This is a genomic window from Streptomyces sp. NPDC026659, from assembly GCF_040638245.1.
Classification (GTDB): domain Bacteria; phylum Actinomycetota; class Actinomycetes; order Streptomycetales; family Streptomycetaceae; genus Streptomyces.
In genome coordinates this window covers 279,398-303,163 of sequence record NZ_JBEZXY010000006.1, presented here as the reverse complement: position 1 = coordinate 303,163, position 23,766 = coordinate 279,398, and the positions used below count along the sequence as shown (strand labels likewise).

Sequence of the window (23,766 nt, the reverse complement as noted above, 5' to 3'; positions counted from 1 at the left end):
GGCGGTGCCGTGTCCGCCGGTCAGTCCCGGGCCGCCAGTCCGAAGCGGGAGCGCAGACCCGGGCGTTCGTCCGTGGCGACCGCCGCCGCGCCCGCGGTGACCGTCTCGTAGACCGAGAGGATGTCCGCGCCCACGGTCGACCAGTCGAAGCGGCGGACATGGGTGCTGCCGCGCTCGCTGAGTTCGGCGCGGCGGTCCGGGTCGCCCAGGAGACGGACGGCGGCGGTGGCGAGGGCGTCGGCGTCCTCGTTGGCGAAAACCTCGCCCGCCCGCCCCTGGTCGAGAACCTGGACGAAGGCGTCCAGGCCGGAGGCGAGGACCGGGGCACCGGCCGACATGGCCTCGACCAGGATGATGCCGAAGCTCTCGCCGCCGGTGTTGGGCGCCACGTACAGGTCGACGCTGCGCAGGAAGCGGGCCTTGTCCTCGTCGCTGATCATGCCGAGGAACTCCACGCGCGAGCGCAGCTCCTCGGGCAGCTCCGCGACGGCCGCCTCCTCGTCGCCCCGGCCCGCCACCAGCAGCCGCGCCTCCGGCCGGGCGGCCAGGATCCTCGGCAGCGCCCGCATCAGCACCGGCAGTCCCTTGCGGGGCTCGTCGATGCGCCCTATGAAGCCGATCGTCCCGCCCTGCCACTCCGGCTTGGGCTCGGCCTTGGCGAAGAAGTCCACGTCCACCCCGTTGGGGATAACCACCGCGTCGCCGCCCAGGTGCTCGACCAGGGTGCGGCGCGCGTACTCGCTCACCGCGATCCGGGCGCTGATCTTCTCCAGCGCGGCCTGGAGGATCGCGTACGCGGCGATCATGGCGCGCGAGCGCGGGTTGGACGTGTGGAAGGTGGCCACGATGGGCCCCTGCGCCGCCCAGCAGGTGAGCAGGCCGAGCGAGGGCGAGGTCGGCTCGTGGATGTGGACCACGTCGAACGCGCCGTCGTGCAGCCAGCGCCGCACCCGCGCCGCCGAGAGGAACCCGAAGTTCAGCCGGGCCACCGAGCCGTTGTACCGCACCGGGACCGCGCGGCCCGCCGAGACGACGTACGGCGGCAGCGGGGTGTCGTCGTCGGCCGGGGCCAGCACGGACACCTCGTGGCCGAGGCGGATGAAGTACTCCGCGAGGTCACGGATGTGGAACTGGACCCCACCCGGGACATCCCAGGAGTACGGGCAGACGATGCCGATTCTCACGCCCGCCCCTCCGCCTTGGCCGGATCGAGGTCGGCGAGCCACAGCCGCTGGAGCATGTGCCAGTCCTCGGGATGCTCGGCGATGCCGCCCGCGAAGGCGTCGGCCAGCGCCTGCGTCATGGCGGCCGTCTTCTCCGCGCGCGTGCCCGCCTCGGGAACCTCGATCGCGGGGTGCACCTCACCCTGCATCACCGGGGAGTCGTCGTACCAGAGCGTGACCGGCAGCAGCAGCGCCCCGGTCTGCTGGGCGAGCAGCGCGGGCCCCGCGGGCATCCGGGCGCGCTCACCGAAGAAGTCCACCTCGACGCCGGAGGCCGACAGATCGCGGTCCGCGACCAGACAGACCAGTCCGCCGTCGCGCAGCCGCCGCGCCAGCGTGCCGAACGCGGAGGCGCCGCTGTGCGGCAGCACCTCCATGCCGAGGCCCTCGCGGTAGGCGACGAAACGGTCGTACAGGCTCTCCGGCTTCAGGCGCTCCGCGACCGTGGTGAACGGCGTGTTCAGCTCCGTGGTGACCCAGGCACCGGCCAGGTCCCAGTTGGCCAGGTGCGGCAGGGCGAGTATCACGCCCTTGCCCGCCGCGAGGCCGTCGATCAGATGGTGGGCGCCCTTGGGGGCGAAGCCCGTGCGCACCCGCTCGGGGCTCCACGCGGGCAGCCGGAAGGACTCCATCCAGTAGCGCAGATACGAGCGCATCCCCGCCCGCGACAGCTCGGCGAGCCGCTCCGGGCTCGCGTCCGGCACCACGCGCGCGTAGTTCGACTCCAGCCGCCGGACACCCGTGCCGCGCCGTTTCCAGGCCAGGTCGGCGATGGTCACGCCCAGGCGCGTGGCGACCGGTTCGGGCAGCTTCCTGACCGCGCCCCAGCCGAGTCCGTACAGGGTGTCGGTCAGGCGTTCCGCGGTACTCACTTGGCCGCCTCGCTGCCCCGCGCCGCCTCGTCCCGCGCGGCCTCCTCGGCCTCCGCCGACTCCCGGCGCACCGTGACGACGCGCTGGATCAGGGTGACCAGGCTGCCCACGGCCACGATCCACAGCGCGACCGGCAGCACGTACTGGATGCCCGGCACACCGAACTTGTGCAGCCCCGCGAACCCGGCCGCGACCAGCGAGATCACCAGCCGCTCGGCCCGCTCCACCAGCCCGTTCACGGCCACCGGCAGCCCGATCGACTCGCCCCGCGCCTTGGTGTACGACACCACCTGGCCGCTGGCCAGACAGAAGATCGAGACGGCGCACAGCACGTTGTCGTCGCCGTTGCCCGCGTACCAGAGGGCGAAGCCGCCGAAGATCGCGCTGTCGGCCACCCGGTCGAGCGTGGAGTCCAGGAAGGCGCCCCACCGGCTGGAGCGGCCCAGCTGGCGCGCCATGTTGCCGTCGACCAGGTCCGAGAACACGAACAGCGTGATCACGATCGTGCCCCAGAAGAACTCGCCCCTGGGGAAGAAGACCAGCGCCCCCGCCACCACCCCGGCCGTCCCGATGAGCGTGACCGCGTCCGGGCTCACGCCCCGGCGGATGAGAAACGCGGCGAACGGCGTGAGGACACGCGTGAAGAATGCACGCGCGTACTTGTTCAGCATGGCCTTCCCGACGGTCGGTGTGGCGGCAGCCCCTGGTGACCACCGGCGCGCCCATCGTAGTCACGCGCGGGGGCCCACGGCTGGCGGGCACCCTGGGGTTGTGGCCCTGTCGTGATGTCCGGGGGCCGTCCGGGCCGCGCCGGGAGCCGTCCGCCCTACGCCCAGAAGCTGTCCGTCGTACGGCCGGGAACCGTCCGTCGTATGGACGTGGCATGGCCCAAGTGGAAAGCTCGAAGGACCGCGGGCGTCGCAGGAGCCGCCAGTGCACGCGGTGCCGCGTGTCCGCGCCCACAGTGACCTCACCGTCCACGGGAGGCAGGATCATGGGCGAAAAGGCGCAATCACATCCCGGGGCCGCCGGCAGGGCAGTCACGGCCGACCACCCCGAATCCATACGGAACGTGGTGCTGGTCGGCCACTCCGGAGCGGGCAAGACGACCCTGGTGGAAGCCCTCGCACTCACGACGGGGGCGGTGAACCGGGCCGGCCGCGTGGAGGACGGCGGCACGGTCTCCGACTACGACGACATCGAGCACCGCCAGCAACGCTCGGTGCAGCTCTCGCTGGTCCCGGTCGAATGGGACGGCATCAAGATCAACGTACTCGACACCCCCGGCTACGCCGACTTCGTCGGGGAGCTGAGGGCCGGTCTGCGAGCGGCGGACGCGGCCCTCTTCGTCGTCTCCGCCTCCGACGGCGTGGACGGCTCGACCCGCGCGGTCTGGGAGGAGTGCCAGGCCGTCGGCATGCCCCGCGCGATCGTCGTCACACACCTGGAGTCCGCCCGCGCGGACTTCGAGGAGATGACCCGGCAGTGCGCCGAGGCGTTCGGCGCCGACGACCCCGACGCCGTACTCCCGCTCTACCTCCCGCTGCGCGCTCCCGAGGGCCCCGACGGCCACGCCCCCGTGACCGGCCTGACCGGCCTGCTCTCGCGCAAGCTCTTCGACTACTCCACCGGCGAGCGCGTGGAGTCCGAACCCGGCGAGGACGAACTCCCCGGCATCGAGGAGGCCCGCAACCGGCTCATCGAGGGCATCATCGCCGAGAGCGAGGACGAGACCCTCATGGACCGCTACCTCGGCGGCGAACAGGTCGACGTCAAGACCCTCGTCCAGGACCTGGAACGCGCCGTGGCACGCGGCACCTTCTTCCCCGTCCTCGCCGCCGCCCCCGCCGCCGACGGCGCCCGCCAGGGCCTCGGCACCCTGGAACTGCTGGAACTGATCACCGGCGGCTTCCCCACCCCCTTCGAACACCCGCTGCCCGAGGTCACCACCCTCGACGGCAGGCCCCGCGAACTCCAGCCCTGCGACACCGAAGGACCCCTGGTCGCCGAGGTCGTCCGCACCTCCTCCGACCCCTACGTCGGCCGCGTCTCCCTGGTCCGCGTCTTCTCCGGCACCCTGCGCCCCGACGACACCGTCCACGTCTCCGGACACGGCATGACCGACCGGGGCCACGAGGACCACGACGTGGACGAACGCATCGGCGCCGTCTCCATGGCCTTCGGCAAACAGCAGCGCCCCGTCCCGCACGCGGTCGCCGGGGACCTCGTGTGCGTCGCCAAGCTGAGCCGCGCCGAGACCGGCGACACGCTCTCCGGCAAGGACGACCCGCTGCTCATGGAGCCCTGGCAGATGCCGGACCCGCTGCTCCCGCTCGCCATCCAGGCCCACAGCAAACCCGACGAGGACAAGCTCTCCCAGGGCCTGGCCCGCCTGGTCGCCGAGGACCCGACCATGCGGCTCGAACAGAACCAGGACACCCACCAGGTCGTCCTGTGGTGCCTCGGCGAGGCCCACGCCGACGTCGCCCTGGAACGGCTGCGCAGCCGCTACGGCGTCCAGGTCGACGTCGTCCCCCACAAGGTGTCGCTGCGCGAGACCTTCGCGGGCAAGGCCGCCGGACGCGGCCGCCACGTCAAGCAGTCCGGCGGCCACGGCCAGTTCGCCATCTGCGAGATCGAGGTCGAACCACTCCCGGGCGGCTCCGGCATCGAGTTCGTCGACAAGGTCGTCGGCGGCGCCGTCCCCCGCCAGTTCATCCCCTCCGTCGAGAAGGGCGTACGCGCCCAGGCCGCCAAGGGCGTCGCCGCCGGATACCCGCTCGTCGACGTGCGGATCACCCTGCTCGACGGCAAGGCCCACTCGGTCGACTCCTCCGACGCCGCCTTCCAGACCGCCGGCGCCCTCGCCCTGCGCGAGGCCGCCGCCGAGACCCGCATCCACCTCCTGGAACCCGTCGCCGAGGTCGGCGTCCTCATCCCCGACGACTACGTCGGCCCCGTCATGAGCGACCTCTCCAGCAGGCGCGGCCGCGTCCTCGGCACCGAACAGGTCGGCACCGGACGCACCCTGGTCCGCGCCGAGGTCCCCGAGTTCGAGATCGGGCGCTACGCCATCGACCTGCGCTCCCTCTCCCACGGCACCGCCCGCTTCAGCCGCTCCTACGCCCGGCACGAGCCGATGCCCCCTCAGGTGGCGGACCGCATCCGCGAACAGGCGGGCGACACCCCGTAGTTCACCCGGCGTACGCTCCGCGCGCCGGTGGGCGGCTTCGGTCGTCCGCCGGTGCGTTGTCGGTGCCCGCGGCTAGGCTGATCAAGCCGCTCGTGGCGGGCACCGGCGACCCGGCGCCCGCACGACGGCCCGTTCAAGATGGCCTGTTCAACAGGTGTGCGAGACACGGAAGTCGGGAAGGCCGCAGGAGCGAGAAGGCGGCGATGGGGGCGGGAATGTCAGTCGGAACGGAGTGGGACGGGCCTCAGGTGCCCGTCTCCGGCGACGAGGGCCAGGCGGCGACCTTCGCGCTGGCCTCGGCGGCCTACCGGGACAACGCGATCGAGGACATCAAGAAGACCGACAACGAGTGGCACCAGTCCACCGTCAACGCCGGCCGCGTCCGCCTGTTCCGGCCCAACCTCGGCGAAGCCTTCTCCCGCGCCGTCGTCGACCGGCTCCTCGCCTCCGGCCGCAAGCCGCTGATCCAGTCCTTCGGCGCCGAACCCCAGGTGATCGTCGAGCACTGCCTCGCCGCGAACAACATCCGCCGCGACCGCGACAACAAACTCTCCATGATCATGGTCGTCTGCGGCCTGATCTTCCTGCCCGGCCTCATCGCCTGGCTCGTCGTCTTCCAGCTCCGCGCATTTCTCGCCAAACGCGAGGACAAACGCGCCGGAGCCATCGGCACCGCACTCCTCGCCGGAGTCGGCCTCCTCGCCGTCCTCTTCCTGCTGAAGCTCCCCTTCAGCGGCTTCTGGGGCTGGTACGCCCGCGCGGCCGTCATCGCCCCCGTCCTCGGCTGGTACTGGGCCAGGCGCGTCTGCGAGCAGACCGCCGCCGACCTGCGCGCCCGCTGGGACGGCCTGCTCTCCGGCAGCAGCGTCGGCGCCAAGGTCCCCGAGGCCGTGCCCCGCAGCCCCGGCGAGACCGCCGCCGAACAGCTCCGCCAGTCCCTGGCCCGGCTCAGCGCCGAACAGCGCTCCAACTCCGTCTTCTACGCAGGACCCAAGGGCGTCCTCGGCATGGGCACCCGCTGGGGCTCCTGGCAGCTCGCCGAGGACCTGGTCCCCGCCGAGTCGGGCCGCGAGATCCACCCCTTCCGCAGCTGGGACGTCATACGCTCCATCCACGACCAGCTCCGGATGCTGGAGCGCGGCCCGCTCAACACCGGCGGCTTCCCGCGCCCGTCGATACGGCACTGGATCGTCACCCCCATCGGCGAGAACGCCAAGGCCGTCTCCCGCCCCGAGGGCACCGACGTCGAGGCCTTCCAGGTCAAGCCGCACGCCATACAGGAGATCTGCAACAAGCAGCAGTTCGGCAGCGGCGACCGCCACTACCTCGGCGTCCAGTGGACCCTGTGGGACGGCCAGCTGGTCATCACCATGATGATCACCGTGACCGTGCTGCACGAGACCCTGCGCATCGAGGTCACCGGTCACGCCCTTGGCCCGGTGAACCCCCTGTTCACCTCCAAGTCCGAGGCCCCCACCAAGACGGTCACCAAGTCCGTCAAGCGCTGGGAGAACCGCACCGTCAAGCTCCCCCTCGTCAACACCGACGAGGTCGTACGGCTCGCCGTCCGCGCCCCGCTGACCTGGTACCCGCCGCTGCTCAACTGGCTCGGCGGCTCCATCGCCCTGCCCGAACCCTTCGGTCTCCGGCACGCCTGGGCCGACCAGCCCTGGCGCCACCGCTTCATGGCCGACGACGCCCTGCGCGCGGCCACCCCGGTCCTGCGCGTGGTGCACGCCGCCGCGATCAAGGTCCTCAAGGAGAACGGCGTGGACACCGAGAAGTTCGGCGCCCGCTCCGCCGTCCTCAGCGGCGCGGTGCAGGACCCGACCCCCGGGAAGGCCGACCTCTACAACGCGTAGGACCCCGGCGGGGGCCAGTCGGCGTCAACTCGCCGGCCAGGCCTCCGCCAGCATCTTCCGCGTGTCCGCGAGCAGCTGCGGCAGCACCTTCGTGTGCCCCACCACCGGCATGAAGTTCGTGTCCCCGCCCCAGCGCGGCACGATGTGCTGATGCAGATGGGCCGCGATACCCGCACCGGCCACCGCACCCTGGTTCATACCGATGTTGAACCCGTGCGCCCCGGACGCCGTCCGCAGCGCCGTCATCGCCTGCTTCGTCAGTTCCGCCAGCTCGGCCGTCTCCGGACCGGTCAGATCGGTGTAGTCGGCCACATGCCGGTACGGCACCGTCATCAGATGGCCGCCGTTGTACGGATACAGATTGAGCACCGCGTACACGTGCTCACCCCGCCGCACGATCAGACCGTCCTCATCCGATTTCGCCGGAATCACACAGAACGGGCAGCCGTCGTCCGCACCCGGACCGCTCGGCTTGTTCTCACCCTGGATGTAGGCCATCCGGTGGGGCGTCCACAGGCGCTGGAACGCGTCCTGCGTCCCCACTCCGATCTGCTGCTCCGGCTCACTCGTCATGCAAGGCAGCATATGGCTTCGCCCGTTCGCGGCGTGTCGCCGGGGCGGCGGAGGGGGACCAAACGGCCAAGCTGACCCGGTGGACCACGACAGCCCCACGGCGCGCTGGGAGCGCCACGCCGAGATGCCGCTCACCGTGGCCTCGATGACGTTCCTCGGCTCCTACGCCGCCCTCGTCCTCGCCCCCCGCCCCGGCACACCGTGGGACGACCTCTGGCTCTCACTGCTCTTCGCCTGCTGGGCACTCTTCGCCGTCGACTACGCCGTGCGCTGGACCATCAGCGGCCAGGGCCCGCGCTTCGTCCGCGCCCACTTGCTGGACACCCTCGTCCTGATCCTGCCCCTGCTGCGCCCGCTCCGCATCGTCCGCATCTACGAGGCCATGGAGCACCGGCGCGGCCTCCCCCGGCTCCCGCTGTACGGGCGGGTGATCGTCTACTCCGGGCTCTCCACCCTCCTGATGGGCTTCACCGGCGCGCTCGCGGTCTACCAGCAGGAGAGGGACGCCCCGGCCTCCCAGATGCGGAACTTCGGCGACGCCGTGTGGTGGGCCTGCTCCACCCTCTCCACCGTCGGCTACGGCGACATCGTCCCGGTCACCACGGGCGGCCGGATCATCGCGGCGGCGATGATGGCGGGCGGCCTGGCGCTGCTCGGGGCGGTGACGGGGTCGTTCTCGTCGTGGCTGTTGCAGGTGTTCTCGCGGGAAGAGGACGAGCCCCCGAGGAACTAGTCCTCGGGGGCTCGTACGGGGGCCGGTCCGGATCAGACCTGGACCCGCTCCTCCACGACCTTCGCGATCTTCGCGATGGCGTCGCCGAACGGGATGCCGTTCTCCTGCGAGCCGTCGCGGTAGCGGAAGGAGACGGTGCCCGCGCTCATGTCCTCGTCACCGACGATGACCATGAACGGCACCTTCTGCTTCTGGGCGTTGCGGATCTTCTTCTGCATCCGGTCCGAGGAGGAGTCCACCTCGACCCGCAGGCCCTGCTTCTTGGCCTCGGCCGCGAACTTCTCCAGGTACTCGACGTGCCCGTCACCGATCGGGATGCCGACGGCCTGCACGGGGGCCAGCCACGCCGGGAACGCGCCCGCGTAGTGCTCCAGGAGGACCGCGAAGAACCGCTCGATGGAGCCGAACAGCGCACGGTGGATCATCACCGGCCGCTGCTTGGTGCCGTCGGCCGCCGTGTACTCCAGGTCGAACCGCTCGGGCAGGTTGAAGTCGAGCTGGATGGTCGACATCTGCCAGGTGCGGCCGATCGCGTCTCGCGCCTGGACGGAGATCTTCGGGCCGTAGAAGGCGGCACCGCCCGGGTCGGGCACGAGCGGCAGGCCCTGCTTCTCGGCGACCTGACGCAGGGTCTCGGTGGCCTCTTCCCAGGCGTCGTCGGAGCCGACGAACTTGGTCTCGTCCTTGGTGGACAGCTCCAGGTAGAAGTCGGTCAGACCGTAGTCGCGCAGCAGGCCGAGGACGAAGGTGAGCGTCTTGTCGAGCTCCTCCGCCATCTGCTCGCGGGTGCAGTAGATGTGCGCGTCGTCCTGCGTGAAGCCGCGGGCACGGGTGAGGCCGTGCACGACGCCCGACTTCTCGTACCGGTACACGGTCCCGAACTCGAAGAGCCTCAGGGGCAGCTCGCGATACGAGCGGCCGCGCGCGTCGAAGACCAGGTTGTGCATCGGGCAGTTCATGGGCTTGAGGTAGTAGTCCACGCCCTCGTCGAGCTGCATGGGCGGGTACATGCCGTCGGCGTACCAGTCCAGGTGGCCCGAGGTCTCGAAGAGCTTCCCCTTCGTCGCGTGCGGGGTGTAGACGAACTCGTACCCCTCCTCCTCGTGGCGGCGCCGCGAGTAGTCCTCCATGGTGCGGCGGATGATGCCGCCCTTGGGGTGGAAGACGGCGAGGCCGGAGCCGATCTGCTCCGGGATGGAGAAGAGGTCCAGCTCGTTGCCCAGCTTGCGGTGGTCGCGCTTCTCGGCCTCGGCGAGGAACTCCAGGTGCGCCTTCAGCTCGTCCTTGGACGGCCAGGCGGTGCCGTAGATGCGCTGGAGCTGCTTGTTCTTCTCGCTGCCGCGCCAGTACGCCGAAGCGTTGCGCATCAGCTTGAACGCCGGGATGAGGCGGGTGGAGGGCAGGTGCGGACCCCGGCAGAGGTCCTTCCAGCACAGCTCGCCGGTCTTGGCGTCCAGGTTGTCGTAGATGGTCAGCTCGCCGGAGCCGACCTCGACGTCCGCGCCGTCGTCGGAGGAGGCCGAGCCCTTGAGGCCGATCAGCTCCAGCTTGTACGGCTCGTCGGCCAGCTCGGCGCGGGCGTCCTCGTCGGAGACCACGCGGCGGGAGAACTTCTGGCCCCGCTTCTGGATCTCCTGCATCTTCTTCTCGATGGCCTTGAGGTCATCGGGGTGGAAGGGCTTCTCGACGTCGAAGTCGTAGTAGAAGCCGTCCTTGACCGGCGGTCCGATGCCGAGCTTGGCCTCGGGGAAGAGCTCCTGCACGGCCTGGGCCATCACGTGCGCGGTGGAGTGGCGCAGAATGTTGAGACCGTCCTCGGAGGAGATCTCGACACCCTCGACCTCGTCGCCGTCGGACAGCTCGTGGCTGAGGTCCTTCAGCTCGCCGCCCACGCGCGCGGCGATGATCGAGCGCTCGCCCGCGAAGAGGTCGGCGGCCGTAGTGCCCGTCGTCACCACGCGTTCTTCCCGCTCGGAATCGCGTTGGATGATCACACGGACGTCTGACACCGGTCTCTCCTGACTGAAGTGGGATGCGGCGCCATACCAGGAGCGCGCGCACAAGGGATCGTACCGACCCGGCACCGTCCACCGCGAAACGGTTACTTTCCGTCCCCTTCGCTGTACGTCTCGCCTTCGCTGTACGTCTCGCCGCACGCCTCCTCGAAGGAGTCGAGGTTCTCCTGGAGGGATTTCATCAGCCGGTCGCGCTCGGCCTCGTCGACCTGGACGGGGACGACCCCGGTGGCGCCGGTGAGCCTGCGGAAGCCGCCCCTGCGCTCCAGCCTGCCGTGCACGCGCACGGGGAGGCCGACGAGGTGGGCGTATCCCGCGATGCGGTAGTCCTCCTCGCCGAGGGTGAGGCGCAGGTGGGCCACCTCGGCGCCGGTGAGCACGCGGAGCCGTACGGTGCCCGCGCCGCGCGGTCCCGAGCGGCGCAGGCGGACGACGACGCCGGTGACCGCGACGGGGACGGAGGGTTCGACGCGCAGATAGCGGGCCGCGGCGGCGCGCAGGACGGGCAGGTCGCCGGGTGAGAACTCGACGGGTTCGGCGTGGGCGGCGCAGCCGTCGGGGACTCCGGCGGCGGGGGCCCAGGAGACGGTGACGCGGGCGCCCTCGCTGCCGCGGACGAGGACGGTGAGCGCCTCGGTCAGTTCGCGGCTGACTCCGGCGGCGATCGCGCCGTCGAAGGCGTCGGCGCTGCCGGTGGCGCGCTGGTAGTCGATGGCCTCGCGGGTGGCGTGCAGGGCCTGGTGGAGGCGGACGGCGAGGGGGCGTGCGGTGGGTACGGGGGCGAAGGCGGTGAGGCGGCGGCCTTCGGCGGCCGGTCCGACGAGCATCCTGTCGAGGAGGGCCGCGGCGGCGGACCGGTGGCGGGCGCCGTGGTAGCCGGCCGGGGCGCGGGTGGCGAGGGCGGCGGCCAGGAGGGTGCGGCGGGCGGCGGTGCGCAGGTGTTCGTCGGTGGTCCAGGGGGCGGCGCCCGCGGGGCCGCAGGGGGTGTCGCGGTGCCAGCGGATCTCGTCGCTGGGCACGGCGAGGGCGATGAGGACCTCGCGGGCGGTGGGGGCGGTGCTGCGGGCGAGGGCGTCCAGGGCTTCGCCGAGGAGGTCGTCGCTGTCGGGGAAGGCGCGGTTCTCGGGCACGAGGAGGCTGGTGCCGGGGCCCGCCGGGGCGGGCGGGGTCCAGCGGCCGTAGCGTCCGGCGGCTCCTCCGCGTCGTTGCCAGCCATGGCGGTGCAGGAGGGTGGTGAGGACGGCGGGGTCGACGCGGGTGGGGTCGGGGGTCTCGTGCCAGGGGAGGTGGTCGGGGTGGGCGCGCAGGTGGCGGACGGTGGTGTCGTCGTCGGAGTCGTCGGAGCGGCTTCTCATGGTCTGCCTCCCGTCCCGACGCGCGTCATGATCTCGCAGAGCGCGCGGTCGTCGAAGATGCGTGAGACCGGTATGCGCACGGTGGTGCGGTGGCGTCCGGTGACGGGGTGTCCGGCGAGGTTGACCCAGTAGCAGCAGTGGCGGAGGTCGAGCCGGTCGTGTCCGGCGCGCAGCCAGTCCTCCTGGGCGCGCGGGACGATCATGACGACGAGGATCTTGTGCACCGAGACGGGGGTGCGCGCGAGCTTGCGCAGATGGTCGTTGTCGAGCGTGAAGGAGAAAGTGGGCCCCGGGGGGTGGGGGGCGATCTGGTAGGTGCACTTGAGCTGCACCTTGATCGTCACCTCGTCGTCGACGGTGTGGCCTGCGGCACTGTGGCTGACGTGCCAGTCGATGCCGTTGTCCGGGAAGGGCTGGGACAGGGAGCAGCCCGCGGCGGCGGCGACCGCGTGCAGATAGCCGACCTGCAAGGTCTCCATGCAGGCGGTGGTGGCGAGTGTGCCGCGAACCAGTCCCGCGCGTTCGGGCAGCAGCCCGCCCCGCTCGGGCTGCGCAATGGCCATGACCAACAGCCTTCCCAGCCAAGGGTTTCCCCGTTGCGGGCCGCTGAACTGCAAAGACCCGTACTCCTGTTGTCTCCGCCCGGCGTACGGCGCAAACAGCCCGGGTATCACCAAACGGGCAGAAGACGGCATGTCATGTGTCGTGGGTGAACGAGGAGTTGGGTTGGGATGACTTGCTGGTACGAAGGGGCCCTGGCCGCCTTCGACACGGAGACGACAGGTGTGGACGTCGAGGGCGACCGGATCGTGGCGGCCGCCGTCGTCGTACAGGACGCGCCGGGTACACGGCCGCGGGTGAGCCGGTGGCTGGTGAACCCGGGGGTGCCGGTGCCCGCGGAGGCGACGGCGGTGCACGGGCTGACGGAGGAACATCTCCAGCACAACGGCCGCTGGCCGGCGCCGGTGATGTACGAGATAGCCCAGCAGCTGGCGGAGCACACGGCGATGGGGCGCCCGTTGGTGGTGATGAACGCGCCGTTCGATCTGACGCTGCTGGACCGCGAGTTGCGGCGGCACCGGGCCTCGTCGCTGGACCGCTGGTTCGAGGCGGCCCCGCTGCGGGTGCTGGACCCCCGGGTGTTGGACAAGCAGTTGGACCGCTACCGCAAGGGCCGCCGCACACTGACGGACCTGTGCGAGCACTACGGCGTGGCGCTGAACGACGCGCACGACGCGGCGGCGGACGCGCTGGCGGCGCTGGACGTCGTACGGGCGGTGGGGCGGCGCTTCTCGGCACGCCTTGAGCGGCTCTCCCCGGCGGAGTTGCACGCGTTGCAGGTCGGCTGGCACGCGGCGCAGGCGCGGGGCCTCCAGGCGTGGTTCGCGCGCAGTGGTTCGCCGGAGACGGTGAGCACGGAGTGGCCGCTGAGGGCGGAGCTGTCGGCGGCGGCGTAGCGGGGGCGGGGAGGTGGTGCGCAGGGGGTGCCGCGTGGGCGTACGACGACGGCCCATCTGCTCGTCAGCAGATGGGCCGTCGGTCCGGGTGGGCGATACTGGGTTCGAACCAGTGACCTCTTCGGTGTGAACGAAGCGCTCTCCCACTGAGCTAATCGCCCGGGAACGCACTGAACAATACAGGTCTCGGCGGGGTTCCTCCAAACCGCCTCGGTGCGGGGTGCCGGCCGGGGCTGCCGGGGCGCGGCCGGTCGCCGGTGACGGGAGGCACGGGCGGGGTGCGGGGCGGGGTCCCGCGCGGTGCGTGTGCGGCATTGCGCGTCCGCTTCCCATGAAGTGACTTGTACTCATATGACCTGTCGGAACACAGGACTTGAGGATTCCGGAATTCCGGGTGCGGTGCGGGGTGCCGCGGAAATGCGGGCGCAATGGGAATTGCCGGTGCGCGGTCGCGCAATAGGGTGCGGGGGTATTTCCGGAGGCGGCCCGAATGGGGTGCTTCGGCGAGGGTGGGACGGTCCGTCCGGAAGTCGGTCTTGACGGGCATCCGTGGGGAGCGGCGGGCGCGGAGCGTAGCGCATATGCCGACGGCCCACCTGCTCGGAAGCAGATGGGCCGTCGGTCCGGGTGGGCGATACTGGGTTCGAACCAGTGACCTCTTCGGTGTGAACGAAGCGCTCTCCCACTGAGCTAATCGCCCGGGCGCAGAGAGAACATTACCGCATGTCAGGGGGTGGTTCCGACCGCCTAGATCTTCCAGGGCATCACGAAGCCGAACTGCCGGACGTAGATCCCGGTGAGCACGCCGATGATCACCAGGCCGATCACGGTCAGGGTGATGTTGCGGCGGCGTACGCGGGGGTCGAGGGCACGCTGCGCCGCGGCGGTGACCTTGCGCTTCGTCCAGCGCAGGACGAGCTGGGCCCAGACGAACTCGGTGGCCCAGATCATCATGCCGCCGAAGATCACGGGCCAGCCGGGGCCGGGCAGCGGGAGCATGGCGACGCCGACGGCGACCACCGCGAGGCCCACGAGGAAGACGCCGACCTGCCAGCTCAGATGGAGGGCGCGGCGGTCCTTGACGAACCGGGGCGCGCGGGAGCCCAGCCCCTGTCCGGGCTGCTCCTGGTCCGCGTCCGCCTTGTCCGCCACGACAACCTCATCCGGAACGTCACTCCCCGTATTCATACCGTCGAACCCTACCCGAGTGATTCCAGTCACCGGAATGGTGGCAGATGTCGCACAAGTTCTCGGCCGGAAGAGGTACGGAAACTCATGCAAAACCCCCAGAGGGGTTTACAACGGCACCGTAGGTGGCATGTCGATTTCGCCGACGTGCGAATCCCCGAGCGCACACTGAGCGAAAGGCCCTGGCGCTTATGAACACCACGGTCAGCTGCGAGCTGCACCTGCGCCTCGTTGTGTCGAGCGAGTCCTCCCTGCCTGTCCCCGCAGGCCTGCGGTACGACACGGCCGACCCCTACGCCGTGCACGCCACCTTCCACACCGGAGCCGAGGAGACCGTCGAGTGGGTGTTCGCCCGCGACCTTCTCGCCGAGGGGCTGCATCGGCCCACCGGCACCGGCGACGTCCGTGTCTGGCCATCGCGCAGTCATGGCCAGGGCGTCGTGTGCATCGCCCTCAGCTCTCCGGAGGGCGAGGCTCTGCTGGAGGCCCCCGCACGGGCCCTGGAGTCCTTCCTGAAGCGGACCGACGCCGCCGTGCCGCCCGGCACGGAGCACCGGCACTTCGATCTGGATCAGGAGCTCTCCCACATCCTGGCGGAGAGCTAGGCCGCCGCCCGTCCAAGACGCCCGGCGCCGTCCACTCGGGGAGACGGCTCGGGCCCGCACAGCCGTATACCGGCAGGCTCGGCGCCGTCACCGTGAACACTCACGGTGACGGCGCCGAGCCGTGCCCGCGTTCCCTTCGCCACGCGCCGTCCGCCCGGCTTTCCGCTCGGATCCGGGAACGCGGGCGGGGGGCGAGGCGTTGCCCGGGCAGTCACCCGGGGCGGGCCCGGTGCGGCGGCCCGGGTTGTCGCTACCATCGGCCAGCATCGGCGGGCGTCCGCCCGACCCCCAGGCCAGGGAGCGAAACGTGCTGATCACCCACGACACCCGGTGCGCCCTCGACACCGTGGTCGATCTGGTGAACACCGTGCCGGAGGACGACACGGCGGCGGACGGGCTGCCGGACGTCGAGGCACTCGCCGCGTTCGTGCGCGGCCACGCGGTCAGTGATGTGGGGGCGCTGTCCGAGTTCGACCTGTCGGCGGTGCGCAAGGTGCGGGGCCGGTTCGCGAGGATCTTCGCGGCGCCGGACGCCCGGGCCGCCGCGGGGCTGATCAACGAGCTGGTCGCCGCCGCGGGCACCACCCCGCGTCTGACGGACCACGACGGTTACGACTGGCATGTGCACTACTTCGCCCCCGGTGCGTCGCTGGCCGACCATCTCGCCGCCGACTGCGGGATGGCGCTCGCCTTCTTCGTGGTGGCCGGGGAGCAGGAGCGGCTGCGGCGCTGCGAGGCGCCGGACTGCCGGCGTGCCTTCGTGGATCTGTCCCGCAATCGCTCGCGCCGCTACTGCGACAGCCGCACCTGCGGGAACCGGCTGCACGTGGCCGCGTACCGCGCGCGGCGCAAGGAGTCGGAGTCGGCGGGCTGAGACGGTCGAGCGCCGGGGGCGTGGGGACGGTCGGGGCTTTCGCGGACCGACGCCGGTCCCGGCGGGTGACGCCGGGACGGACGTGTACGGCTCACAGCAACAGCAGATCGTGCAGCGCCGCCATGAGGATGAGACACCCGATCACCGCAAGGAAGATCATCAGCGGTGGCTGGGAAAGGGCGAAGAGGCACCCGCGCGGCTCGTCCTCCTGCGGCGGGGCCTCGCTCTGTGTCGTATCCACCATCTCGCGGTGATGATGGACCACGGGGCGCCCTGTACGCGATCAACACACCTGTAAAGCGCGGGAGTCTGCGGAATTCGCACCGATTCGTTCGGCTCGCTCCGTGTCGTGAACGTTTTCGGACGTACCTGGGCCGCCTGTGACGCCACGCTCCATCAGGGCCGGGTCATATGCCGCGCTTCTTGAGGATGGCCTCGATGTCGCTGAAGTCGTCGCCGGAACCGGTGGCGGTGGGCGGGGTGGCCGTACGGGCCGTACGTCCGCTGCCCCGGCCGAGGGACGGTGCCGAGGCGGCGGGTGCCACCGGGTCGGCCTCGCCGCCGCGTATCGCGCCCTTCCCGCCGCGTCGGCGCTCCACCGCGCGGGTGAGTGCGAAGAGCGCCGCGGACAGCGCGAGCACGCCGAAGCCCGCCCAGGCGAGGGGGCTGAGGGCCGTACTGGCGAGCCAGCCCACGACGCCGGTCATCACCAGGCCGACCGGCACCAGTGAGTAGGCCGCGACGCGGGCGGCCGTGAGGAAACGCTTGCGGTAGGCGGTGACCGCGGCGATGCCCAGGCCCGCCGCGGACACGGCGGAGCAGATGGTCTCGGCAAGCATCCGGTCCTCCAGGCGGGCCCGGCCGGCGGGGTGCCGGCGTGACGGTGACACGAGGCGCGCGGTGCGCTTCGTCCCTTCCATCCTGCACCGCCCGGTACCCGCGATGCCATGCCCCGGCCCCCACATCAGGGAGATCTCGGGGTCGGCGCCGGGGATCTCTCGGGGTGGCGGGGTGCGACGGGGGCGCCCGCCGGGGTCGCCCCGCCGGACCACCGGAGGCGGTCCCACCGGATTGGGCCGCCCGGGGGCCGCCTGGAAGACTGGGCACATGAACGACTCCTCCCCCGCATCCGTCGAGCCCGTCGTCCTCGATGTCTGGTGCGAACTCCAGTGCCCCGACTGCCACGCCGCCCTGGACGACGTCCGCGCCCTGCGTGCCCGCTACGGCGACCGGCTCGACGTGCGGCTGCGGCACTTCCCGCTGGAGAAGCACAAGCACGCCTTCGCCGCCGCGCAGGCCGCCGAGGAGGCCGTGGAGCAGGGGCAGGGCTGGCCGTACGTCGAAGCGGTGCTGGGGCGGGTCGAGGAGCTGGACCGCCGGGGCGAGGAGCTGCTGGTCGACATCGCTCGTGAACTCGACCTGGACGCCGAGGAGTTCGACACCGCGCTGATCGACGGGCGGCACATCCTGATCGTGGACGCGGACCAGGCCGAGGGCAAGGCGATCGGTGTCACCGGCACCCCGACCTATGTCATCGGCGGCGAGCGCCTGGACGGCGGCAAGAGCCAGGAGGGGCTGCGCGAGCGGATCGAGGAGATCGCGGACCGGCTGCTGGCCGACCGGGCCTGACCCCGCCCCCGGCCCCTCCGCGGATCGTCACAGCAGCGGCTTGGCGAGGACGTGGCGCGTCGTCTCGTAGCCCAGGGACGCGTACAGCCGCTCGGCCGGAGTGTTGCCCGTGCGGACGTTGAGGGCCAGGGTGCGCTCGCCGTCGGCGACGGTCTGCGCCTCGGCGTGGAGCATCAGGGAGCGGCCGTGTCCCCGGCCCCGGTGCGCCTCGTCGGTCCCGACGTCGAAGACCCAGGGCGCGCCGTCGGCGCGGCCGACCCAGATGGTACCTACGGGCGTCCCCTCGTGTTCGAGGACGCTGAACCGCACCCCTTCCGTGGCCAGTCCCCGGCCGAGGCGCGTCTCGTGGTCGCGGAGGGACTTGGTCCGCGCTTCCTCCTCGGAGAGGCCGAGGCTCATCAGCGAGCGCGCGTAGGACTCTCTCCCCTGCACCAGCCAGCTCTCGAACTCCGCCTCGGTCATGGGCCGCCCCCGGCTGCCCTCCGGCAGTTCCGGGGGCATGTCGCCGAGACGTTTCACCATCGCGCGGGCGCTCGGGGCGTAGCCGAGGAGCGTGGCGAGGTGCAGGGCGGGCTCGGCGTCGGCCGGGACCACCGCCTCGATCCGGGCGCACCCCCAGCCGCGCGCGACCTCCTCCGCCGCGAGCGCGGCCACCGTGGCCCGGCCGCGCCGCCGGTCGGGCTCCTCGATGCGCAGGTCGGTGATGCGGGCCACGGTGGTTCCGATCACCGTGGCGAGGTGGATCTCGCCGACGGGACGGCTGTTCACGCACACCTGGTAGCGGCGTGCGCGGGTTCCGTCGGTGTGCTGCTGAAGCGGCTCGGCCGGCCGCAGGGTCGTCGTCATCACCGGAGTTCTACCCGCTCCGGGGCGCCCGCCTCAGCGGTTTTCTCCCGACCGGTGCCCTTGCCGGTCTCTTTGCCGACTCCCTTGCCCCGCTCAGGGGTTGAGGTCCTGCCGGGACCGCTCCTCGAAGATCCGCATCGCCTTGGCGGTCACCGGGCCCGGGACGGCGGGCAGTTCGCGGCCGTCGACGCGGTGCACGGCCTGGACATCGCGCAGGGTGGAGGTCAGGAAGACCTCCTCGGCTTGCTCCAGGACATCCAGCGGGAGGTCGGTCTCCTGGGCGCCGGTCCACTCCACCGTGAGGGCGCGGGTGATGCCCGCGAGGCAGCCGGAGGCGAGCGGCGGGGTGTGGATCTCGCCGTCGAGGACGACGAAGACATTGGAGCCGGTGCCCTCGCAGAGCTGTCCGACCGTGTTGGCGAACAGCGCCTCGGACGCGCCCTGTTCGTGCGCGCGGGCCAGGGCGACCACGTTCTCGGCGTACGAGGTGGACTTCACACCGGCGAGCGCGCCGCGCTCGTTGCGGGTCCAGGGGACGGTGATCACGGCGGTGGAGTCGGGGCGGCGGGTGGTCTCGCCGAGGGCGACGAGCAGGGTGGGGCCGTGCTCGCCCCGGTCGGAGCCGAGCGGGCCGTGGCCGCCGGTGTAGGTGATGCGCAGCCGGCCGAGCGGCATGGGGTTGGCCTCGAGGACCGCCTCGCAGGCGCGGCGCACCTCGTCGTGGTCGGGGTCCGGGAGGCCGAGGCTCCGGGCGGAGCGGGTGAGCCGGTCGAGGTGGCGGGTGAGCGCGAAGGTCCGTCCGTCGACCGCCTTGACGGTCTCGAAGATGCCGTCGCCCACGGTGAGCCCGTGGTCGAAGACCGAGACGCGCGCGGAATCGGCGTCCCGCAGTTCGCCGTCCAGCCAGATCCTCATGTGAGAGCCTCTCCACTTTCCTGATGCTCCCCCGACGCTATCGCGAGCAGCCGGGATGCCTTCAGTTCGGTCTCGCGCCACTCCCCCTCGGGGTCGGACCCCCAGGTGATCCCGGCGCCCGCGCCGAAGCGGAGCGCCCCGGCGGCCCGGTCGATCCAGAAGGTGCGGATACCGACGGCCAGCTCGGCGGTCCCCCGGTCGGCGTCGACCCAGCCGATGCCGCCGCAGTAGGGGCCACGCGGGGCGGGTTCCAGGGCCTCGATGATCCGCAGGGCGCTCGTCTTGGGGGCGCCGGTGACGGAGCCGGGCGGGAAGGCGGCGGCGAACAGGTCCGGCCAGCCCGCGCCGGGGCGCAGTTCGCCCCGGACGGTGGAGACCAGGTGGACGAGGCCCGGGTGCTTCTCCACCGCGCACAGGTCGGGGACGGTGACGGTGCCGGTCCCGCAGACGCGGCCGATGTCGTTGCGGACGAGGTCCACGATCATCACGTTCTCGGCGTAGTCCTTCTCCAGGAGGTCGGCCTCGGTGCGGCCGGTGCCCTTGATGGGGCCGGACTCGACGACGCTCCCGGCGCGGCGCAGGAACAGCTCGGGCGAGGCGGTGGCGATCTCCACCCCCTGCTCCGGGAGGCGGATCGTTCCTCCATAGGGGGCGGGGTTGCCCCGGGCCAGGAGGGCGGTGAGGGCGTCCACGTCGGCGCCGGGGGCGACGGGCGCGCTGAGCACGCGGCAGAGGTTGGCCTGGTAGACCTCGCCGGCCGCGATGTGTTCCCGGACACGGCGTACGGCTGCTGTGTACGCGGCGCGGTCCAGGGAGGAGGTCCAGGCGTCCCGCGCGGGTCCGTGCCAGGCGCCGGGGCGCGGGGCGGGCACCGGTTCCCTCCGTACGTGCGCGAAGCGGGCGCAGGTCAGGCCGCCCTCGAAGTCCGCGACGACGGCCCAGAAGCCCTCGGAGTCCAGCGCGGCCGGGTCCCCGGTGACGTCCAGCAGGCCGGTGGCGACGCGGTCGCCGAAGCGGGCCATAGGGGGGAGAACGGGAGGAAGGTGAGGCACGTGGCCGAGTCTAGGCGGGCCCTTCGAGGGGGGGGCCCGCGATGCCCGCGAGGGGCTCCGGGGCGACCGTGACCATGCCGTTCGCGAGGTGCACCGCAGCACGCTGCGCAAACGCGTTTTTGTCCTGGCCGAGGAATCCGCTAAAGTTCAACACGTCGCCGGGACGCGGAAGCGGACCGAAACGACAAGCGGACGTAGCTCAGTTGGTAGAGCGCAACCTTGCCAAGGTTGAGGTCGCGAGTTCGAGCCTCGTCGTCCGCTCGCAGGAACTAGGGGTCATCCCGATCCCCTACACTCCTGGTGGAGTGGCCGAGAGGCGAGGCAACGGCCTGCAAAGCCGTCTACACGGGTTCAAATCCCGTCTCCACCTCCAAGGACGATTAGCTCAGCGGGAGAGCGCTTCCCTGACACGGAAGAGGTCACTGGTTCAATCCCAGTATCGTCCACTGGATCTTCTCGAAGATCCGATCCCGCGCGATTAGCTCAGCGGGAGAGCGCTTCCCTGACACGGAAGAGGTCACTGGTTCAATCCCAGTATCGCGCACGCAGTGCCCACGATCCGCTCCATGGAGTGACATCGAGTGATCGTGGTCCCGAGGACGATTAGCTCAGCGGGAGAGCGCTTCCCTGACACGGAAGAGGTCACTGGTTCAATCCCAGTATCGTCCACACACCGGAAAAGCCCCGGCCGTCTCGAACGGCCGGGGCTTTTCGCTGTTCGGCTCAGCTGGAGAACAGCATGTGGCCGAAGCTCTTGTGGCGGTGGTGGCCGCCGTAGTGACCGCCGTGGCCCCCCTGGTGGCCGCCGTGCGGGGCGCCCCAGGCCGGGGCGGGCGGGGTGGCCGGGTACGCCTGCGGGGCGGGCTGCGCCCACTGGGACTCCACGCGGGTCAGGGCCTCCAGCTCGCCGTAGTCGAGGAAGATGCCGCGACAGCCGTCGCACTGCTCGATCTGGACGCCGTTGCGGTTGTAGGTGCGCATGGGCGCGTGACACTTCGGACACTGCATGGTCGGCTCAACTCCTCGCCGTAGGGTCCTGCTTGGTGTTTCCCCAGGACAGACTCCGTCCTGCCCCGCTCGGTTGCAGCCTTTTCCGGGAAATCGCTGCTCAACCGGCCCGGCTCCGGCGGTGGTCAGGGCCCGGCGGTCATGCGGGCGCAGGCGTCCACCACGGCCTGTTCGACCTCGTCCGGTGAACGGCCCGCGGTGAGCGCCTTGGTGAGCGCGAGGGCGGCGGTCTGCACGGTGAGGGCACGGGCGGGCACGTCGAGTACGGGCCAGGGGTCGCCGTCGGGCGGTACGGCGGGACCGCCGGCGGCGCGGTACGCGCCCAGGAAGCGGGACCACTCCTCGGGCGGCAGCAGCCCGCAGGCGTACCAGGCGGCGGGGCGGGCGAGGTCCCAGGCGGGGATTCCGGCGCCGAGGTCGTCCACGTCGATCAGCCGCCAGGGGCCGTCGGGCGCGGGGTGACGGACGAGCTGACCGAGATGCAGATCACCGTGGCAGAGGGCCGGAACACCGGGCGCGGGCGCCTCACCGCGGGCCCAGCCGGGCAGCGCGGCCCAGGCCCGCAGCACGGGTGCCGCGTCGGGGCAGGGGGCGGCCTCCAGGGCCTTCTTCAGCTGTTCCGTCGCGGCTGCCGCCTTGGCCGGTCCGCGCATCGGGGGCAGCGGGCCTTCCAGGGGCGTGCGGTGGAGGCGGGCGAGGAGGGTGGCGGCGGCCTCCCAGGGGGCCGCGTCGGGGTCGTCCCGGTCCACGGGGGTGCCGAGGGGCCAGTACGTGACGAGACGGCCGTCCACGGCGACGGGGGTGGGCGTGAGCGGGGCCAGCAGGACGTCCGGGAGGGCGGCGGCCACCGTGAGGCGCCGGGTGAGTTCGGCCGGGTCGGTGCCGGGGGCGTGGGCCTTCGCGACGGTGTCGCCGTGCCGGAGGACGGTGGCGTCGGGGCGGTCGGCGAGGAGTCCGGTCGGGCAGGCGCAGGGGGACGCGGTGCCGGAGTGGGCCGTGGAGGTGAGATGGGCGGTCAGGGCGTCTGGGGTCACGGGGGCCTCGGCGGGGTGGCGGTGTGCGGCGAGGGTACGGGGGCGGGGGTGCGCTTGGCAGCGGGGGCCCGCGAGCGGACCCGGTGCTCGGAGCCCGCGCGCGCATCCGTCGGCGAGAGCGCGCGCATCCGTCGGGGGGGGAGCATGCGCGCTCATCGGCGGGGGTCGGTGCGCCTGTTGGCAGGAGTCCGCCCACCTATTGGCGCGAACCCCCGGCCCGCGCCCGCGTCCTCAGTTGCGCAGCATCATCACGAGCAGCACCACCAGGGCGATCAGGAGGGCGCCGCCCACCGAGGCCAGGGTGATCTTCGTCGCGCTGTACGGCCGCTCGCCGATGACCTCGCCGGTGCGGGCGTTGACCATCACGGACCACGCCTTGCCCGCGTGGAGGTAGGTCAGGAACCAGACGGGGAGCAGGACCAGTTTGAAGGTGAGGGCGCTGTAGGAGGTGGACATCGAGAGCACCCGCTGCTCGTTGCCGCCGATGTCCCGCTTGCAGTCGGCGCGGATCACCGGCGCCATCCGCGCCTTCGCCGACTCCAGGCCGGCCTCCGGTTCGACGTCGTAGCGGACGGTGCGGAAGCCCGCGAGGTACTCCTCCTGGTAGGGGACCGTCTCCTCCAGCGGCCAGGGGGTGAGCTTGTCCAGTTCCTTCTCCGGCACCTGGCCGCTGCCGGGTACGAGTACGTCGTCGAAGAACCGGTCGACCGTGCCGAACGCGGGCTGCCAGTTGGTGTGCCGTACCTGCCGGGTGCGGCCCTCGGAGTCCTCCTCCTCGACCCAGTAGTAGTCGCCGCGCTGGCCTGCGTACCGGGTGCTGGTCTGCGCGTCGTACGTCCAGTGCGGCAGGTAGCTGCCCCGGAAGGTCTCGGCCTCGGTGACCTTCTTCAGCTCGTCGGGCGCGAACCAGCGGGATCCGGTCCACTTCGCCAGCGCGTCCCGGGCCTGGTCGCGACTGACTCCGAAGGGCAGGACCGCCTCGGGCACCACGCGTTCCGTGCCGGCGGCGTCGGAGACCAACGGGGTGGCGCAGAAGGGGCACTTGTCGCTGAGCGTGTCGCTCTCGGTCACCGCGTGGCAGCCGGGGCAGGTGTACGTCTTCACCTGGTCCGGCGCGATGGCCCGGTGGGGCAGCGCGGCCAGCTCCTCGATCGGGTGCTCGGTGACCTGCCGGGGTATCGGCGTGATGTCCTGCTCGTGCTTGCAGTACGGGCAGCGCAGCGCGTACGTCCCGGGCGCGTACTCGCTGACCCCGCCGCACGCCTCGCACTGGAACGCCCGGTCGGGCGCGGGCGCGACGTCCTGGTCCGTCAACTCACTTCTCCTTGTGAC

At 71.6% G+C, this 23,766-nt stretch carries 22 protein-coding genes, 7 tRNA genes and 1 pseudogene; 12 read left to right on the top strand and 18 right to left on the bottom strand.

The genetic code is table 11. The annotated features are described in order from the left end of the window. Window positions 1–20 precede the first annotated feature (20 nt). The 3 genes and pseudogenes from AB0E91_RS17770 to pgsA form a co-directional block, all read right to left on the bottom strand. Window positions 21–1,184: a glycosyltransferase family 4 protein gene (locus tag AB0E91_RS17770; RefSeq protein WP_361782089.1), complete on the bottom strand. Its 1,164-nt coding sequence runs from the start codon at window positions 1,182–1,184 to the stop codon at window positions 21–23. Continuing rightward, window positions 1,181–2,095 carry a phosphatidylinositol mannoside acyltransferase gene (locus AB0E91_RS17765; RefSeq protein ID WP_361782086.1) on the bottom strand — a complete coding sequence of 305 codons (915 nt, stop codon included), beginning with the start codon at window positions 2,093–2,095 and terminating at the stop codon, window positions 1,181–1,183. Before AB0E91_RS17765 ends, AB0E91_RS17770 begins: the two co-directional genes overlap by 4 nt. Next, a pseudogene (gene pgsA, locus AB0E91_RS17760) lies at window positions 2,092–2,821 on the bottom strand (phosphatidylinositol phosphate synthase). The gene AB0E91_RS17765 and the pseudogene pgsA overlap by 4 nt, the downstream one beginning before the upstream one ends. Window positions 2,822–3,089: 268 nt before the next feature. On the opposite strand from pgsA, the gene AB0E91_RS17755 reads away from it, so the two are divergent. Together AB0E91_RS17755 and AB0E91_RS17750 are read left to right on the top strand one after the other, a co-directional pair. Beyond that, window positions 3,090–5,288: an elongation factor G-like protein EF-G2 gene (locus tag AB0E91_RS17755; protein ID WP_361782083.1), complete on the top strand. Its 2,199-nt coding sequence runs from the start codon at window positions 3,090–3,092 to the stop codon at window positions 5,286–5,288. Between the two features lie 215 nt (window positions 5,289–5,503). After that, the gene (locus AB0E91_RS17750) at window positions 5,504–7,150 is read left to right on the top strand and encodes a hypothetical protein (RefSeq protein ID WP_361782080.1); all 1,647 of its coding nucleotides are present in this window, start codon (window positions 5,504–5,506) and stop codon (window positions 7,148–7,150) included. A 24-nt stretch (window positions 7,151–7,174) separates the two neighbouring features. On the opposite strand, the gene AB0E91_RS17745 is transcribed toward AB0E91_RS17750, so the two are convergent. Next, window positions 7,175–7,735 (bottom strand): HIT domain-containing protein, encoded by a 561-nt coding sequence (locus tag AB0E91_RS17745; protein ID WP_361116504.1) that lies wholly within the window; start codon window positions 7,733–7,735, stop codon window positions 7,175–7,177. Window positions 7,736–7,802: 67 nt separating this feature from the next. On the opposite strand from AB0E91_RS17745, the gene AB0E91_RS17740 reads away from it, so the two are divergent. Further along, a complete protein-coding gene (locus AB0E91_RS17740) occupies window positions 7,803–8,456 on the top strand; it encodes an ion channel (protein ID WP_361782077.1) in 654 nt (217 codons plus the stop codon). A gap of 32 nt (window positions 8,457–8,488) precedes the next feature. Here AB0E91_RS17740 and thrS read toward each other — a convergent pair whose 3' ends face one another. The 3 genes from thrS to AB0E91_RS17725 all read right to left on the bottom strand — a co-directional run bounded on the left by thrS (window position 8,489) and on the right by AB0E91_RS17725 (window position 12,389). Next, window positions 8,489–10,465 (bottom strand): threonine--tRNA ligase, encoded by a 1,977-nt coding sequence (gene thrS, locus AB0E91_RS17735; RefSeq protein ID WP_361782074.1) that lies wholly within the window; start codon window positions 10,463–10,465, stop codon window positions 8,489–8,491. A gap of 92 nt (window positions 10,466–10,557) precedes the next feature. Then, window positions 10,558–11,826, bottom strand: a complete 1,269-nt coding sequence (locus AB0E91_RS17730; RefSeq protein ID WP_361782071.1) for a hypothetical protein — start codon at window positions 11,824–11,826, stop codon at window positions 10,558–10,560. Further along, window positions 11,823–12,389 (bottom strand): DUF4365 domain-containing protein, encoded by a 567-nt coding sequence (locus AB0E91_RS17725; RefSeq protein ID WP_361782068.1) that lies wholly within the window; start codon window positions 12,387–12,389, stop codon window positions 11,823–11,825. The genes AB0E91_RS17730 and AB0E91_RS17725 overlap by 4 nt, the downstream gene beginning before the upstream one ends. Before the next feature lie 168 nt (window positions 12,390–12,557). On the opposite strand from AB0E91_RS17725, the gene AB0E91_RS17720 reads away from it, so the two are divergent. Further along, window positions 12,558–13,283 (top strand): exonuclease domain-containing protein, encoded by a 726-nt coding sequence (locus AB0E91_RS17720; protein ID WP_361782065.1) that lies wholly within the window; start codon window positions 12,558–12,560, stop codon window positions 13,281–13,283. Window positions 13,284–13,372: 89 nt separating this feature from the next. Here the strand turns inward: AB0E91_RS17720 and AB0E91_RS17715 are convergent. The 3 genes from AB0E91_RS17715 to AB0E91_RS17705 form a co-directional block, all read right to left on the bottom strand. Then, a tRNA-Val gene (locus AB0E91_RS17715) sits at window positions 13,373–13,444 on the bottom strand. 467 nt (window positions 13,445–13,911) lie between these two features. After that, window positions 13,912–13,983, bottom strand: a tRNA-Val gene (locus AB0E91_RS17710). 47 nt (window positions 13,984–14,030) lie between these two features. Continuing rightward, entirely contained in the window at window positions 14,031–14,471 is a 441-nt protein-coding gene (locus tag AB0E91_RS17705; protein WP_361782062.1) for a TIGR02611 family protein, read from the bottom strand. Between the two features lie 191 nt (window positions 14,472–14,662). Between AB0E91_RS17705 and AB0E91_RS17700 the strand changes: the two genes are divergently transcribed. Then, window positions 14,663–15,076, top strand: coding sequence for an SsgA family sporulation/cell division regulator (locus tag AB0E91_RS17700; protein WP_004002642.1), 414 nt, complete (start codon window positions 14,663–14,665; stop codon window positions 15,074–15,076). A 307-nt stretch (window positions 15,077–15,383) separates the two neighbouring features. Continuing rightward, on the top strand, window positions 15,384–15,950 hold the full coding sequence (locus AB0E91_RS17695) for a CGNR zinc finger domain-containing protein (RefSeq protein ID WP_361782058.1): 567 nt from the start codon (window positions 15,384–15,386) through the stop codon (window positions 15,948–15,950). 91 nt (window positions 15,951–16,041) lie between these two features. On the opposite strand, the gene AB0E91_RS17690 is transcribed toward AB0E91_RS17695, so the two are convergent. Beyond that, a complete protein-coding gene (locus AB0E91_RS17690) occupies window positions 16,042–16,194 on the bottom strand; it encodes a hypothetical protein (RefSeq protein ID WP_199587679.1) in 153 nt (50 codons plus the stop codon). Between the two features lie 163 nt (window positions 16,195–16,357). Then, window positions 16,358–16,789 (bottom strand): hypothetical protein, encoded by a 432-nt coding sequence (locus tag AB0E91_RS17685; protein ID WP_361782054.1) that lies wholly within the window; start codon window positions 16,787–16,789, stop codon window positions 16,358–16,360. A gap of 268 nt (window positions 16,790–17,057) precedes the next feature. Between AB0E91_RS17685 and AB0E91_RS17680 the strand changes: the two genes are divergently transcribed. Further along, window positions 17,058–17,579 carry a DsbA family protein gene (locus AB0E91_RS17680; RefSeq protein WP_361782051.1) on the top strand — a complete coding sequence of 174 codons (522 nt, stop codon included), beginning with the start codon at window positions 17,058–17,060 and terminating at the stop codon, window positions 17,577–17,579. A 27-nt stretch (window positions 17,580–17,606) separates the two neighbouring features. Here the strand turns inward: AB0E91_RS17680 and AB0E91_RS17675 are convergent, their stop codons facing one another. The 3 genes from AB0E91_RS17675 to AB0E91_RS17665 all read right to left on the bottom strand — a co-directional run bounded on the left by AB0E91_RS17675 (window position 17,607) and on the right by AB0E91_RS17665 (window position 20,362). Then, on the bottom strand, window positions 17,607–18,425 hold the full coding sequence (locus AB0E91_RS17675; protein WP_361782048.1) for a GNAT family N-acetyltransferase: 819 nt from the start codon (window positions 18,423–18,425) through the stop codon (window positions 17,607–17,609). A 93-nt stretch (window positions 18,426–18,518) separates the two neighbouring features. Continuing rightward, complete coding sequence (locus AB0E91_RS17670) at window positions 18,519–19,340, bottom strand: aminodeoxychorismate lyase (RefSeq protein WP_361782045.1); 822 nt, start codon at window positions 19,338–19,340, stop codon at window positions 18,519–18,521. After that, window positions 19,337–20,362 (bottom strand): chorismate-binding protein, encoded by a 1,026-nt coding sequence (locus AB0E91_RS17665; RefSeq protein WP_361782042.1) that lies wholly within the window; start codon window positions 20,360–20,362, stop codon window positions 19,337–19,339. The genes AB0E91_RS17670 and AB0E91_RS17665 overlap by 4 nt, the downstream gene beginning before the upstream one ends. A 218-nt stretch (window positions 20,363–20,580) precedes the next feature. On the opposite strand from AB0E91_RS17665, the gene AB0E91_RS17660 reads away from it, so the two are divergent. The 5 genes from AB0E91_RS17660 to AB0E91_RS17640 all read left to right on the top strand — a co-directional run bounded on the left by AB0E91_RS17660 (window position 20,581) and on the right by AB0E91_RS17640 (window position 21,061). After that, a tRNA-Gly gene (locus tag AB0E91_RS17660) sits at window positions 20,581–20,653 on the top strand. Window positions 20,654–20,691: 38 nt separating this feature from the next. Then, window positions 20,692–20,765: transfer RNA gene (locus AB0E91_RS17655), tRNA-Cys, on the top strand. A 1-nt stretch (window position 20,766) separates the two neighbouring features. Further along, window positions 20,767–20,838, top strand: a tRNA-Val gene (locus tag AB0E91_RS17650). 26 nt (window positions 20,839–20,864) lie between these two features. Beyond that, a tRNA-Val gene (locus AB0E91_RS17645) sits at window positions 20,865–20,936 on the top strand. Window positions 20,937–20,989: 53 nt separating this feature from the next. Beyond that, window positions 20,990–21,061: transfer RNA gene (locus AB0E91_RS17640), tRNA-Val, on the top strand. 54 nt (window positions 21,062–21,115) lie between these two features. Here the strand turns inward: AB0E91_RS17640 and AB0E91_RS17635 are convergent. The 3 genes from AB0E91_RS17635 to AB0E91_RS17625 form a co-directional block, all read right to left on the bottom strand. Next, complete coding sequence (locus tag AB0E91_RS17635) at window positions 21,116–21,400, bottom strand: zf-TFIIB domain-containing protein (RefSeq protein WP_161180453.1); 285 nt, start codon at window positions 21,398–21,400, stop codon at window positions 21,116–21,118. A gap of 125 nt (window positions 21,401–21,525) precedes the next feature. Continuing rightward, window positions 21,526–22,434: an aminoglycoside phosphotransferase family protein gene (locus AB0E91_RS17630; protein WP_361782038.1), complete on the bottom strand. Its 909-nt coding sequence runs from the start codon at window positions 22,432–22,434 to the stop codon at window positions 21,526–21,528. 231 nt (window positions 22,435–22,665) lie between these two features. After that, window positions 22,666–23,748, bottom strand: coding sequence for a hypothetical protein (locus tag AB0E91_RS17625; RefSeq protein ID WP_361782035.1), 1,083 nt, complete (start codon window positions 23,746–23,748; stop codon window positions 22,666–22,668). Between the last annotated feature and the right edge of the window lie 18 nt (window positions 23,749–23,766).

Bases quoted from the DNA above. Each gene is read 5' to 3' on its own strand.
- AB0E91_RS17755 (WP_361782083.1), top strand. From the start codon at position 3,090: ATGGGCGAAAAGGCGCAATCACATCCCGGGGCCGCCGGCAGGGCAGTC.
- AB0E91_RS17750 (WP_361782080.1), top strand. From the start codon at position 5,504: ATGTCAGTCGGAACGGAGTGGGACGGGCCTCAGGTGCCCGTCTCCGGC.
- AB0E91_RS17745 (WP_361116504.1), bottom strand. From the start codon at position 7,735: ATGCTGCCTTGCATGACGAGTGAGCCGGAGCAGCAGATCGGAGTGGGG.
- AB0E91_RS17730 (WP_361782071.1), bottom strand. From the start codon at position 11,826: ATGAGAAGCCGCTCCGACGACTCCGACGACGACACCACCGTCCGCCAC.
- AB0E91_RS17725 (WP_361782068.1), bottom strand. From the start codon at position 12,389: ATGGCCATTGCGCAGCCCGAGCGGGGCGGGCTGCTGCCCGAACGCGCG.
- AB0E91_RS17720 (WP_361782065.1), top strand. From the start codon at position 12,558: ATGACTTGCTGGTACGAAGGGGCCCTGGCCGCCTTCGACACGGAGACG.
- AB0E91_RS17705 (WP_361782062.1), bottom strand. From the start codon at position 14,471: ATGAATACGGGGAGTGACGTTCCGGATGAGGTTGTCGTGGCGGACAAG.
- AB0E91_RS17700 (WP_004002642.1), top strand. From the start codon at position 14,663: ATGAACACCACGGTCAGCTGCGAGCTGCACCTGCGCCTCGTTGTGTCG.
- AB0E91_RS17690 (WP_199587679.1), bottom strand. From the start codon at position 16,194: ATGGTGGATACGACACAGAGCGAGGCCCCGCCGCAGGAGGACGAGCCG.
- AB0E91_RS17685 (WP_361782054.1), bottom strand. From the start codon at position 16,789: ATGCTTGCCGAGACCATCTGCTCCGCCGTGTCCGCGGCGGGCCTGGGC.
- AB0E91_RS17680 (WP_361782051.1), top strand. From the start codon at position 17,058: ATGAACGACTCCTCCCCCGCATCCGTCGAGCCCGTCGTCCTCGATGTC.
- AB0E91_RS17675 (WP_361782048.1), bottom strand. From the start codon at position 18,425: ATGACGACGACCCTGCGGCCGGCCGAGCCGCTTCAGCAGCACACCGAC.
- AB0E91_RS17670 (WP_361782045.1), bottom strand. From the start codon at position 19,340: ATGAGGATCTGGCTGGACGGCGAACTGCGGGACGCCGATTCCGCGCGC.
- AB0E91_RS17665 (WP_361782042.1), bottom strand. From the start codon at position 20,362: ATGGCCCGCTTCGGCGACCGCGTCGCCACCGGCCTGCTGGACGTCACC.
- AB0E91_RS17635 (WP_161180453.1), bottom strand. From the start codon at position 21,400: ATGCAGTGTCCGAAGTGTCACGCGCCCATGCGCACCTACAACCGCAAC.